This is a genomic window from Sphingobium lignivorans, assembly GCF_014203955.1.
In the GTDB taxonomy this organism is placed as follows: domain Bacteria; phylum Pseudomonadota; class Alphaproteobacteria; order Sphingomonadales; family Sphingomonadaceae; genus Sphingobium; species Sphingobium lignivorans.
The window spans coordinates 1431505-1444178 of sequence record NZ_JACHKA010000001.1; the positions used below are offsets into that span (position 1 = coordinate 1431505).

The following is a 12674-nucleotide window of genomic DNA, read 5'->3' on the forward strand; positions in this document are numbered from 1 at the left end:
TGACTCTCGCGGCGCCCGGAAATGGCGATTTTCCGGGTTTTTTTGGCTCTTTGGCCAGAAACAGCGCCATATGATTCGGGTTGGAATTATCTATAAAAATCAAATTGTTATCTTAATTTTTTCTGGTGGGATCGAGCTCCATGAGATGTGGACACAAATGCAGGCTCATCGCACCACGCCATAACCTTCGAATTGCGCCTGCACATCGGGATCCATGCTGAGCGCCGCTGCCGCATCCGCGTCCGACTTCGCGCGATCACCCTTGCGCGCCCAGGCGACGGCCCGACCGAACAATGAGGATGGCAAATCAGGATATTCCTTCAGCACCTTGTCATAAGTAGCGATCGCTTCATCGATCCGGCCCAGGCGCAGGAGCACCAGGCCGCGGCTGTCGAGGAAAGCGGCTTCATCGGGGGCCTGAGCGAGCGCCGCATCGCAATCGGCCAGCGCGGACTCGAGCGCCTGGCCGGCTGTTGCCTTGTCCCAGCACAGTTTATTGAGCACGGTTTGATCCGAAGCCTTGCTTCGTGCTCGCTTGAAGTCGGTGTCGGCGCGCGCCGCGTCGCCCGACCGGGCGTAAGCGATCCCGCGCCCCATCAGAAGGTCAAGATTGTCCGGCGCCTCGGCGAGGGCGAGGGAATAAGTTGAAATCGCACCGGCCAGGTCTCCGCTGTCGATCTGCAATTGCGCCATTGCCCCTCTGGCCTCGGCGAAGCCCGGTTGCAGCCTGAGCGCTTCCTCAAGGTCGGCCCGGCGGCCTGCCACGTCAGTCTTGGGGCGGCTCTGGCTGCGATTGAGATAGATATAGGCTTCGGGCCTGAGCGCGATCGCCTTTTCATAGGTCTGCATCGCCCGGGGGTCTTGAAAAGCAGCGTAGATCTTCGCGGCCGTGACATGCGCATGAGGGTTGTGGGGATTGGCAGCAACGAGGGCCTCGGCCTCGGCAAGGCTCTCCTCCCGCTTGCCCAGGGAGCGCAGGATGTTGGCGCGCAACAGATAGAGATCGATCGATTCCGGGCGCAGCTTGATGGCCGCGGCGGTATCGCGCAGGGCAGCTTCCTTGTCGCCGGACGCCTGCTCGCACAGGCCTCGCTGCCCCAGTGCAAAGGCGCTGTCGGGTGCGATCTCCAGAGAGGTGGTGTACGCCGCTATCGCCTCGCGCCACCGCCCTTTCTTTTGAGCAAGGAGACCGCGCCCCCGGAACGCCGCCGCATTCCGCGGGTTTATCGCCAGGGCGGCGTCCAGATCAGGGACAGCAGCGTCGAAATCTCCCTTCCAGACATAAGCGAGCCCACGACCCGACAGGGCCCTGGCGTTTTTGGGATCGAGGGCGTGGGCTTTCTCGAAATCCCTGATGGCCTCATCGATGCGCCCAAGATCCATCATCAGATTGGCTCTCTCGATGAGCGGGTCGGCTTCTTCAGGATTTTCCGAGATATAGGCGGTGGCGCCCGCGATGCGATCCGCGACTGCACGGTCCTGATCGCCAAGGGCAGCATAAGCGACGCCGCGCTGCGTTAGCGCGTAGCTGTTGTCGGGCTCGATCTGGAGGGCCTTGGTATAGGCATCGACCGCGTCCTTCGGCCGATGTTCGAGATTGGCCAGCATGCCCCGCCCGATGAACAGCTGAATATAGGTCGGATCAAGCGACGCCGCTTTCTCCAGGTCAGCCTGCGCGCCGGCCAGATCCCCGAGCTGGATCCTGGTGATGGCACGGTTCGACCATGCCCACACGTTCGTCGGGTCCAGTTCGATGAGCTTGCCGTAATCGGCTTCGGCTTCCTCGCGCATGCCCTGATCGAGGAAAAGCCTCACGCGCCTGCGATATTCGGCGGCACTGGACGGCGTGTTCGCGCTGGTGGTCGCGATCTCGCTCTCGCTTGCCACGTAATCCATCGGCTTGCGCAGGACGGCGGACCGGTCAGCGAGCGCGCGGAGCGTCGCCTGGGCGGCCACGGCCTCTTTCGCGGGGAACTCGGGCGCGACGCTGCGGTCCGTCCGCTCGATGGTGAAGACATTATCCTCAAGCGTGGCGTGCCGGCGATACTCGATGCCCGCTATGGTCTGGTCGACCTCCAGTCCCGACCCCGGCCTGAACGCCCCGCTTTCGGGAGGAAGGATGATGGTCTCCTTCGTGCGACGGAAGAAGGGATAGGGCACGGCGAAGGGCGCATCGTGGCCGGGGCCGGGATCTCGACTGAAATCGGCGCGATAGCCCACGCGCATATCGTCGGTCTCATAGGAGCCGCCCGACCAGTCCATCTTGGCCAGGCCCTCCATGACAACCCGCTGCTCGCCGGTCTTCGGGTCGAAGGTGGCGCTTGTCGTCTTCACATCGATGAAGTCGTGCTGTCCCTTCCAATAGTCCCGGAGCGCCCGGTCGCGCGCTTCCCCGGAGAGGTTCGCGAGCGCGATGCTGGTGGCAATCGCTTCATCCCCGCGCAGGATCGTCTCGATCCTTGTCGGCGCGGGCACCGAGATGCCGGCGCTGGCGTCGATCCGGATGGATGTGTCCTTTGTCGGCGTCTCCAGCGGTGCGGGCACCATCCGGACGAGCGCCGCATCCTTCGCGACCAGTGGCAGGCCCCAGCCGACATTCGGCACGATGAGCCTGTCCAGGCTGGTGTCGCCGGTCCTTGTGCCGTCCAGCCAGTAAGTCTTGCCGGCCACAGTGGCGCGGACGAGCACATGGTTGAACAGGCCGAGCATCGGCAGGCGCGCATCGAGGCCGTCCCCGAACATGGTGCTGACCGCAACAGGCTCCGCCTCTATGCCCAGACCGTGCAGCAGCGCGAGGAGAAGCGCGGTCTTGGCCTTGCAATCCCCATATCTGCGCGCCCAGGTCGTCTCCGCATCCGCGGGGACATAGCCGCCATCCCCCATCAGCAGCGCGACATAGCGCACCCGGTCCTGCACGAGCGCGAGGGCGGCTTCCGCACGGACCCGGGGATCGGCAGAAAGAGCCTTGATCCGCTCCAGCTCCTTGCGGAGCGGACCCTCGGACGGAATCACGGCCGTCTTGTCATAAAGAGGCGCCATGAGCGCGCCGACATCCGCCCAGGATGCGAAATCCGTCACCTCGACAAGGCGCCCGATCTGGTAACGCGCCGGCGCGCCCTTGGGCGGAATGATCGGCTCGATATTGTCGAGCGTGAATTCCATGACCAGCTTGTCGCCCGACTTCACTGGTTTCAGAGCCGGCAGGGAGGCCGTCTGACGAAAGCGTGCCGGAAGACCGGTCGGCCACTGGACGCGGAGATGAGCGCGCCCGACCGGGAAGCCGTCCCAGGCGCCGGCCATCAGCTCGACATGGCCCTGCATCGTCGGATCGCTCGACGAGACCGACATGGCGAATTCGAGCGTATCCCCCACCTGCAGCCCCTCGGGCTGGATATTGGCGGTGAGGATGCCATCGAGCGTCGCGCTTTCCAGATTCTGCTCGCGCCGCAGGACCGTGAAGGTCTGACCCGACTCGAGGACATCGATGGCCTGGTCTCCGCGCCGGATCAGAAGCTTGTGGACCGTCAGGACATCGGTATCGGGTCGCCAGGGCAGCGAGATGTTGCCGGCCGCCAGCCCCTGGGGATTCTGGATCCTGAACGACATGGCCGAATAGATCGTCCGCCGTCCGGGCTCCAGGGCGACCTGCTGGTCGGAGAGCAGGACACGAAGCGGGGCATCGTCAGCTTTCGCGGGTGCCGATGGCGGTGCTATGGGCCGCACCCAGGCCGGTGCCGGGCCAATGACCGGTTGATCCGCCGCGGATGCGACGCTCGTAAGCGCACTCGTGGCGACGAGTGCGGCGAAAAGACGTTTCATAAGCCCCCAATTTCTTCCTCGGCCCACTATAGCGCCGCGAAAGGCAGAATCCACGTCCAGCGGGAGCGTTTTCGCGACGAGGGCGAAGCAGGCGTTACTCATTTTATCAGATCCTGGCCGCTGGCTCAGAAAGCGGGGGCGGCGTGGATGAATTCGCGGACTTTGAGGGATCCAGAAGCCAGCTTTTCAGCTATTTTTTTGTCATCCCGGACTCGATCCGGGAACCCGCTTCTTCCGGTTTCCAGAACCGGCTGGTCCCGCCGATCTTCAAGGCAGCGGGGTCCCGGATCAAGTCCGGGACGACGTGGTGAATGACGGGATAGGGTGCGCAGCTCGGGCTTCGGAATGTGTCTGCGCAGGCTGATCCCCCGAATTAGCCTGACCCTCACCCCGCTCGCAGCAGGTGCAGCTTTGCCTTGCCGACGACGCGTTCGGCGTCGATGTCGAAACCTTTGACGTCCAGCGTTTCGTCGCGGGCGGTTTCGATGCTGATCCAGGTGCCGGGGCCGGTCCAGCCGAAGCGGGAGAGCTTGTCGAGCGCGACGGCGCCGGCGCCGGTGCCGTAGGGCGGGTCCATGAAGATGACGTCCAGCGGCGCGGGGGCGGGGCCGAGAGCGAGGACGTCGCCCTGGCGGATGTCCGGCCGGGGGAGGCCGAGCTTCGCCGCGTTGGCGCGGATCGCGTCGATCGCTGCGCGGTCCCGCTCCACGAAGAGGCAGGCGGCGGCGCCGCGCGAGAGCGCTTCCAGCCCGAGCGCGCCGGAGCCGGCGAAGAAATCGCCCACGCGCAGATCCTCGAAACTGCCGAGGCGGCTGGTGAGCATCGAGAACAGGGTCTCGCGCGTGCGGTCCGCCGTGGGGCGCGTGGCCTCGCCGGCGGGGGCGGCGAGCGGCCGTCCGCGCCATTGCCCGGAAATGATCCTCATGTGCGGGGCTCCCTGCTCAGTCCAGTGTCTTGCGGAACTTGACGAGATCGACCCGCCGCACTTCCACCACCTCGCCGGGCTGAGAATCGCCGAGCACGAAGGGGCCGTAGCGCGTGCGGATGAGGCGGCTGACGCGCAGCCCGAGATGCTCCAGCACGCGGCGCACCTCGCGGTTCTTGCCTTCGGTCAGCGTCATCTCGACCCACTGGTTGCGGCCGGTGCGGCGCTCCAGATTGGCATCGATGCGCCCGTAGCGCATGCCCTCGATCTGCACGCCCTCGATGAGATCCTCAAGTTGCGCCTGGCTCACCTCGCCGAAGACGCGGGCGCGATAGGTGCGCTCGACGCCGGTGGCGGGCAGCTCCAGCTGGCGCTTGAGCTCGCCATCGGTGGTGAGGAGCAGCAGCCCCTCCGTGTTGAGATCGAGCCGGCCGACGGGCATGACGCGCGGCAGGTCCTTCGGCAGCCGGTCATAGATGGTCGGGCGGCCGGCCGGGTCCTTCGCGGTGGTGAGCAGGCCGGTGGGCTTGTGGAACAGGAAGAGGCGGGCGGGAGTCGGCTCCTGCACCGGATTGCCGTCCACGGTGACGCCGCGCAGCGAGGTGAGGATGGTGGCAGGCGTGGTGAGCACCGTGCCATCCAGCGCGATGCGGCCCTCGCCGATCATGCGCTCGATATCCCGGCGGCTGGCGATGCCGGCGCGGGCAAGCAGCTTGGCGATGCGATCGCCCTTGTGATCGGCCTTGTGATCGCCGGTGCGAGTCTCGGCGCGATCCCCTTCCGAGGCGCCGTCACGGGGCTTGCGCTCCCCCGGCTTGCCTGCGGGCCGGGCAGCGCCGCGCGGCGGCCGCGCCGGGCGGGACGAGGAGAAAGCAGGCTTGTCGGTCGCGGGACGTGCGCCCGGCTTGCGAGTGGCGGGGCGCTGGCCGGGCTTTCCGGTGGCGGGGCGTGCCTCGGCCTTGTCGGCCGGCCGGCGGGTTTCCGATCCGGCAGGCGGGCGGGCGTCCGAGCGGGGCTTGTCCGAGCGGGGCTTGTCCGACCGGGCGGGCTTGCGCGCGTCCGGGCCATCGGCGGATGGGCGGCGCCGTCCCCCTGCGGGTCCGGTCGCGCCATTGCGCGGCGGGCGCCGGGGCCCTCTTGGTCCAGTGGCGTTGGCCATGCCTTGTCCTTTTTCGATCTGCTGTGTCGCTCTTGCACTGGCGAATCGCGGGGCGCCATCCTAGCGCCGAAAGGCGCCGGCGATCCTGTGCGGGTCGGCCTGGGTAGTGGCGCAACCGGGATGAGGCGGCAATGTTTTTCTCGAAGAGCGCGCAGCAGATACGCCGCATCCTCCTCGTCGAGGATGAGCCGCTGCTGGCATTCGATGCCGAGCACGCGCTGCAGCAGGCGGGCTATGAAGTCGTCGCAACGGTGGACCGCTTCCGCGACGCGACAACGGTCATCCTGGGCCAGGGCGGCATCGATCTGGTGATTACCGACATTCGCCTGCGCGGCGTCCGCTCCGGGGTGGAGCTGGCCCGCCATGCGCGCGAGTTGGGCATCGCGGTGCTCTTCGCCACCGCGACCTGCCCGGAGGAAGCGGCGGGGCAGGGCATCGCGCTCGGCTGCCTCGCCAAGCCCTTCCAGCCGCAGGATCTGGTGCGCGCCATCGCCGTGTGCGAGCGGCTGGTCGGCGGGCTGCCGCCGGGGCGCCTGCCGCCGGGACTGCGGCTTTTTCCGCGCGATTGACGGTGCGATCGCGCCGGTCCGGGCCGTCCGGGCGCATCGTCGCCGGGCAACGGGGGCTGGCGAAACCCGCGCGGGGCGCTAAGCAGGACGGCCGGATCGCACAAAGGGGCAGGCAAGCATGTCGCAGACGCTGATTTTCGCACTCATCGTGGGTGCCGTGATTGCCGTGGGCTTCGTGGTGCCCGCCTTCCGGCCCTATCTGCGGCCGATGCCGTTCGTCGCCTTCCTGCTCGGCATTTCCAGCGGCTTCCCGCTCACCCTGCTGCTCGCGACGATGACCTTCTGGCTTTCGAAAGTCGGCATCGACAAGTCGACCATCGGCTTCGCGATCGGCCTCACCACGCCCTATACGCTCAAGTTCCTGTGGGCGCCGCTGGTCGACAAGCTGCCGCTGCCGGTGCTTTCCCGACTGTTCGGGCAGCGGCGGGCGTGGCTGTTCTTCATCCAGGCGCTGCTCTTCGTCGCGATCTGGCAGCTCGGCGCGAGCGACCCCGCCAACGACCTCGCGCGGTTCGCGATCTGCGCCATCGCCGTCGCGTTCCTCTCGGCGACGCAGGACATCGTGATCGACGCCTACCGCATCGAGATCCTGAGCGAGGAGGAACTGCCGCACGGCACCGCGATGAACCAGTTCGGCTACCGCACCGGCAATCTGCTGGCGGGCGCGGGCACCATCTTCCTCGCCTCGAGTGAAGGCGCGGGGCTCGGCTGGGCGGTGGCCTATGGCATCACGGCCTTCTGCGTGCTTCCCGCCGCGATCGGCGCGCTGATCGCGGGGCCGGGGCGCTATGTGGCGCATGCGGCCGTCCGCCGGGGCTCGATCGGCGAATGGATGACCGAGACGATCGTCAATCCCTTCCGCGAGTTCCTCACGCGCCACGGCGCCTTCCTCATCCTGGGCTTCGTGCTGGTCTACAAGATCGGCGACGCCATGGGGCAGACGATGCTCGCGCCGATGATCGTGGAGCTGGGCTTCACCGACACGGAATATGTGACGGTGAACAAGTTCGTCGGCTTCGCGGCCCTCATTGCCGGCTCGGCGCTGGGCGCGCCGTTCATCGCCTGGCTGGGCATGGGACGCGCGCTGTTCGTCTCGGGCCTCCTGATGATGGTCTCCAACCTGCTCTTCTGCCTGCTCGCGCTCGCCGGCCATTCCACGCCGATGCTCGCGCTGGCGGTGGGCACCGAGAATTTCACCAGCGGCATCGGCCTCACGGTGTTCGTGACCTATCTCTCCGGCCTCTCCAGCCTCGCCTACACCGCGACGCAGTTCGCGCTGCTCTCCTCCTTCGCGGCGGTCGGGCGGACATGGCTCTCGACGCCCTCGGGCTATCTCGCCGAGGCGTTCGGCTGGGTCGGCTTCTGGGCGTTCACGGTGGTGGTGGCGGTGCCCGGCATGCTGCTGCTCTGGATCATGTGGGCGAAGGGCTTCGTCGTGGAATCCGTGCGACAACCCAGCACTACGGACGATTGAGGCGGCCGCTGCGCGCGGTGCGACCTCGCACCGATGCCGTCAGCTCTTGAGCGTGACCCAGACTTCCACGGGCGCGACGAACTTGCCCGGCGCGGGCTTGCCGACATGCACGCGATCGGCCGTCACCAGCTCACCCGTGGCGAGATTGAAGCTGGTCCATGGCTTGGGCATCCGACCGAACGTCATTTTCTGGATGGGCTGGCCCGTGGCGGAATTCATGATGGTTGCGATGACACTCATGCGCGTGCCGATAGCCATCGGACCATGGATCGGTCCAGCAGGAAAGAAGATGGCGCGGCCCTGTCTGTCGTGATCCTGCCGACGCCCCCGGCGGAGCGCCGCTGGTGTTCAGGGGGCGGACGTGATTGAACGGAATGGCGGGAAAAGGGTTTGAGGGTCATGAGGATGTTTTCGCCTTGCCTGATGGCCTTGTCCTGCCTCGCGCTGGCGGCGTGTGAGCAAAAGAATGGGGACGGCGCGACAGGTGCGAGCGCGCCCGAGGCTGCATCGCCCGTGACACCGGAGCATCCTTCGCCGGCGGGCGATGTCGCCGGCGCGACGAACCATGCCGATAACGGAGCGCCGGACCTGCGTCCGCCTTTGTTGACGCCCGAGGCCGAACGCGGCGTGAAGGGCGCGCGCAATGTCCTTCTCTCCTTCGCACGGGCGATAGAGCTCGGGGACTATGGACAGGCCTGGGCGATGCTGGGGCCCGCCGACCGGGAGAAATGGACGAAAGCGGCGTTCGCGGGGATGTTCAGCGATCTGGATGACATCGCCGTCGCGATGCCGGACGGCAGCATGGAAGGCGCCGCGGGCTCGAGCTATTACAGCGCGCCGATCAGCGTGACGGGCAGGGACGCCGAAGGCCGCCCCGTGCGCATCGAAGGCGAGGCCGTCCTTCGCCGCGTCAATGACATCGAAGGAGCGAGCCCCGAACAGCTGCGCTGGCATTTCGAGACGGTCACGCTTTCCGCTACGCACTGAGGACCGGCGATCCGGGGCGACGATCCCGGGCCTTTCGCGGATCGCCGCTCAGGCCGGGACCTGATCGTTGGCCACCAGCACCTGGCCGGCGAGATAGAGCGTGCCGGCGATGAGCACCGTGCGGTGCGGGTCCGGCACGGCGGCGATGTCCGCAAAGGCTTCCCGGATCGTGAGGAAGGCGCTGTGCGGCACATCCCAGTCGGCGGCGACGGCGGCGAAGACCTCCGGCCCGTGATGCTCGTGGCCAGGCACGGGAAGCGAACGGATGGAGCGGACGAGCGGACGCAGGGGCTCCAGGAAGCCGCGCACATCCTTGTTGGAGAGCATGCCGGTGACGAGATCGATTCCCTCCGGCGCGAGGCCGCCATCGCCCAGCGCCTTCGCCAGTGCCTGCCCGGCATCGGGATTGTGCCCGCCATCCAGGATGAGCGTGCGATCGGGCAGCATGGCATTGAGCGGGCCGCCCTCCAGCCGCTGCATGCGCGCGGGCCATTGCGCCCAGAGCGGCGCGGCGCGCAATGCGGCATCGCTCACCGGCAGCACGTCCTGGCTGCGCAGCATGGCGATGGCGAGGCCGAGATTGGCGATCTGATGCGCGCCGCCAAGGCGGGGCGGGGGCAGTTCCAGCCGCCCTTCCTGATCGCGATAATGAAGTTGCCCCTGATATTCCGCGACGTCCCAGCTTTCGCCGCGCGGCATGAAGCGGGTGCCGGCATGACCCGCGACCCGGGCAATGGTGGCCATCATCGGGCCCGGATAACGCTGAGTGACGAGCGGGGCGCCGGGCTTGGCGATGCCCGCCTTCTCGAACGCGATGCGGCAGAGCGGATCGGCCGGCACGCCCTCCTCGGGCGCCAGCAGGAAGGATTCATGATCGATGGCGAGCGAGGCGATGCCGCAGGCCACGGGCGACTGCAGCACGTTCGTCGCGTCCAGCCGCCCGCCAAGGCCGACCTCGATGATGCAGGCATCGGCGGGGATGGTGGCGAACAGCATGAAGGCGGCGGCAGTGGTGATCTCGAAGAAGCTCGCGTTCAGATCGCCGCCGATATCCAGCACTTCCTCCAGCGCGCGGGCCAGCGTCGCATCGTCGATCAGCGTGCCGGCAAGGCGGATGCGCTCGTTGAAGCGCACCAGATGCGGCGAGGTGAAGACATGGACGCTCCGCCCGTCCGCCTCCAGCGCGGCGCGCAGATAAGCGCAGGTCGATCCCTTGCCGTTCGTGCCCGCGACATGAAACACCGGCGGCAGCGCCAGATGCGGATCGCCGAGCCGCCGGACCAGTTCGCTGATCCGCTCCAGCCCGAGCACGTCGCGTCCCGGGGAAAGGGCCATGAGCCGATCGAGCTGGGTCTGCACGGCGGGGTCGTCTGAAACGGCGTGGTCAGCCATGGAGGGCTCCGTCAATCCTCCTCCCGCCTGCGGAAGGGGTCAGGGTGGGCATTGCCGCGCAGCGAGGGCCGGCGCCGGATGTGCTTGCCCATCCCGAGGCCTCTCGCAAGCGGGAAAGGACAAGACCTAGGGCTGATCGCCATTCAGCGCTGGCGGCCTGCAAATGGCGGTTTCCCGGGCTTCCGGTGCTCACGTACCTTGAGTACGCTGCGCGCCGGGTCCCGAGAAACCACCATTTTCGCCACGCCATCATCTGAATGTCGATCAGCCCTAGGCGGCGCGCGCCGCCGTCAGATAGCCGATGGTCCTGGCGAGCGTGGCGCGCAGATCCTTGCGGTGCGTCACCATGTCGATCATGCCGTGATCCAGCAGATATTCGGCGCGCTGGAAACCCTCGGGCAGCTTCTCGCGGATCGTGTTCTCGATCACGCGCGCGCCGGCAAAGGCGATGAGCGCGCCGGGCTCGGCGATCTGGATGTCGCCCAGCATGGCATAGCTGGCCGTCACGCCGCCGGTGGTGGGATCGGTCAGCACCACGATATAGGGCTGGCCCGCCGCGCGCAGCTGCTGGATCGCCACGGTCGCGCGCGGCATCTGCATGAGGGAGAGAATGCCCTCCTGCATGCGGGCGCCGCCGGCGGCGGTGAAGATGACATAAGGGCAGCGCCGCTTGACCGCTTCCCGGACGCCCGCGACGAAGGCCGCGCCGACCGCCGTGCCCATCGACCCGCCCATGAAGGCGAAATCCTGCACGCCGACCACGGCCTGATGCCCCTCGATCGTGCCGCTGGCGTTCAGCAGCGCATCCTGCTCGCCGGTCTGCGCGCGGGCGGCCTTGATGCGATCGGTATAACGCTTGGAATCGCGGAATTTCAGCGGGTCTTCCCTGACCTGCGGCGCGGGCAGCAGCTTCATCGTGCCCTCGTCGAAGACTTGAGCGAAGCGCAGCCTGGGACCGATGCGGCCATGATGATCGCAGCGGGGGCAGACGGAGAGATTTTCCTCCCATTCCTTCTGGAAGATCATCTGCCCGCAGCCGGTGCATTTGTGCCAGAGATTGTCCGGCGTTTCCGCCTTCCGGGCAATGAAGGGAATGGCATTGCGGACGCGGTTGAGCCAGCTCATGCGACCTGTTCCTTTGCGTTGAGAGCCGCGCGCAGCGACGCGACGAAATCGCGCACATGCGGCGCGGCCTGTGATCCATGGTTGCCGACGAGCTCGACGATGGCCGAGCCGACCACGACGCCATCGGCATGCGCGCCGAACGCGGCGGCCTGCTCGGGCGTGCGCACGCCGAAGCCGACAGCCACCGGCAGATCGGTCGCCGCCTTGAGCTTGGCCACCGCAGCGCCGACGCTGGCCTGCGCGGCCTGCTGGAGCCCGGTGATCCCGGCGACCGAGACATAATATAGGAAGCCCGATGCGCCCGCGAGCACGGCCGGCAGGCGCGCTGCATCCGTGGTCGGCGTGGCGAGGCGGATGAGGCTGACGCCGGCCGCGCGCAGGGCCGGGCCAAGTTCGGCATCTTCCTCGGGCGGGATGTCGACGCAGATCACGCCATCGACACCGGCCTTGGCGCATTCGCCCGCGAACCAGTCCGCGCCGCGCACGGTCATGGGATTGGCATAGCCCATGAGCACCAGCGGCGTCTCCGGATGGCGCGCGCGGAAGGCAGCGGCGATCTCGAAGATCCTTGCCGTGCTGATGCCCGCCGCCATGGCGCGCAGGTTCGCGGCCTGGATGGCGGGGCCATCCGCCATGGGATCCGTGAAGGGCATGCCCAGCTCGATGACGTCCGCGCCGCCCGCGACGAGCGCGTCGAGGATCGCGGGCGTGTCGGCCGGCGTGGGATCGCCGCCGGTGACGAAGGTGACGAGCGCGGCGCGGCCCTCATTGCGGGCACGGGCGAAGGCGGAAGAGAGGCGGGCGGTCATGAGGCACCTATAGCCCTCTCCCTTTCAGGGGAGAGGGTTGGGAGGGGGGGAAGGAGCCGGGACTGGATTGCCGTCAGCACGCCTTCCAGATTGTCCATCACATCATTGTTCGCAAAACGGATCACGTCATAGCCTTGAGATTGCAGGAACGCCGATCGCTCGAAATCATATTTGACCTGCGATGCGTGGCTATCGCCGTCAAGTTCTATGACGAGCATCGGATTGCGCGCGGCAAAATCCACGATGTAGCGTCCGATCACCTTCTGCCGGCGGAATTTGACGTCTTCAAAACGCTTCGCGCGCAATGCGAGCCACAGGCGCGTTTCGGCCTCGGTGGCGTTGGTGCGCATCGTTTTGGCGTGCGCGGTCAGGCGAGGGTCACGCATGCCCCTCTCCCAACCCTCTCCCCTGAAGG

General features: G+C 67.1%; 11 protein-coding genes. 3 read left to right on the forward strand and 8 right to left on the reverse strand.

Features of this window, described 5'->3' with window-relative positions; translation table 11 throughout:
* Window positions 1-165 precede the first annotated feature (165 nt).
* The 3 genes from HNP60_RS06590 to HNP60_RS06600 form a co-directional block, all read right to left on the reverse strand.
* Window positions 166-3819 (reverse strand): tetratricopeptide repeat protein, encoded by a 3654-nt coding sequence (locus HNP60_RS06590; RefSeq protein ID WP_184151694.1) that lies wholly within the window; start codon window positions 3817-3819, stop codon window positions 166-168.
* A 385-nt stretch (window positions 3820-4204) separates the two neighbouring features.
* Window positions 4205-4744, reverse strand: coding sequence for a 16S rRNA (guanine(966)-N(2))-methyltransferase RsmD (gene rsmD / locus HNP60_RS06595; protein ID WP_184151697.1), 540 nt, complete (start codon window positions 4742-4744; stop codon window positions 4205-4207).
* Between the two features lie 16 nt (window positions 4745-4760).
* Window positions 4761-5903 (reverse strand): pseudouridine synthase, encoded by a 1143-nt coding sequence (locus HNP60_RS06600; RefSeq protein ID WP_184151700.1) that lies wholly within the window; start codon window positions 5901-5903, stop codon window positions 4761-4763.
* 131 nt (window positions 5904-6034) lie between these two features.
* On the opposite strand from HNP60_RS06600, the gene HNP60_RS06605 reads away from it, so the two are divergent.
* Complete coding sequence (locus HNP60_RS06605) at window positions 6035-6472, forward strand: response regulator (RefSeq protein ID WP_184049826.1); 438 nt, start codon at window positions 6035-6037, stop codon at window positions 6470-6472.
* 118 nt (window positions 6473-6590) lie between these two features.
* Window positions 6591-7946 carry an AmpG family muropeptide MFS transporter gene (locus tag HNP60_RS06610; RefSeq protein ID WP_184151703.1) on the forward strand — a complete coding sequence of 452 codons (1356 nt, stop codon included), beginning with the start codon at window positions 6591-6593 and terminating at the stop codon, window positions 7944-7946.
* A 39-nt stretch (window positions 7947-7985) separates the two neighbouring features.
* Here the strand turns inward: HNP60_RS06610 and HNP60_RS06615 are convergent, their stop codons facing one another.
* Window positions 7986-8186, reverse strand: coding sequence for a hypothetical protein (locus HNP60_RS06615; RefSeq protein WP_083853454.1), 201 nt, complete (start codon window positions 8184-8186; stop codon window positions 7986-7988).
* Between the two features lie 183 nt (window positions 8187-8369).
* Between HNP60_RS06615 and HNP60_RS06620 the strand changes: the two genes are divergently transcribed.
* A complete protein-coding gene (locus HNP60_RS06620) occupies window positions 8370-8933 on the forward strand; it encodes a hypothetical protein (protein WP_260394752.1) in 564 nt (187 codons plus the stop codon).
* Between the two features lie 48 nt (window positions 8934-8981).
* Here HNP60_RS06620 and HNP60_RS06625 read toward each other — a convergent pair whose 3' ends face one another.
* The 4 genes from HNP60_RS06625 to HNP60_RS06640 form a co-directional block, all read right to left on the reverse strand.
* Entirely contained in the window at window positions 8982-10325 is a 1344-nt protein-coding gene (locus HNP60_RS06625; protein WP_184151709.1) for a bifunctional folylpolyglutamate synthase/dihydrofolate synthase, read from the reverse strand.
* A gap of 270 nt (window positions 10326-10595) precedes the next feature.
* Window positions 10596-11450: an acetyl-CoA carboxylase, carboxyltransferase subunit beta gene (gene accD / locus HNP60_RS06630; RefSeq protein ID WP_184049817.1), complete on the reverse strand. Its 855-nt coding sequence runs from the start codon at window positions 11448-11450 to the stop codon at window positions 10596-10598.
* Complete coding sequence (gene trpA, locus HNP60_RS06635) at window positions 11447-12259, reverse strand: tryptophan synthase subunit alpha (RefSeq protein ID WP_184151712.1); 813 nt, start codon at window positions 12257-12259, stop codon at window positions 11447-11449. The genes accD and trpA overlap by 4 nt, the downstream gene beginning before the upstream one ends.
* On the reverse strand, window positions 12256-12645 hold the full coding sequence (locus HNP60_RS06640) for an endonuclease domain-containing protein (protein ID WP_184151716.1): 390 nt from the start codon (window positions 12643-12645) through the stop codon (window positions 12256-12258). The genes trpA and HNP60_RS06640 overlap by 4 nt, the downstream gene beginning before the upstream one ends.
* Window positions 12646-12674: the final 29 nt, after the last annotated feature.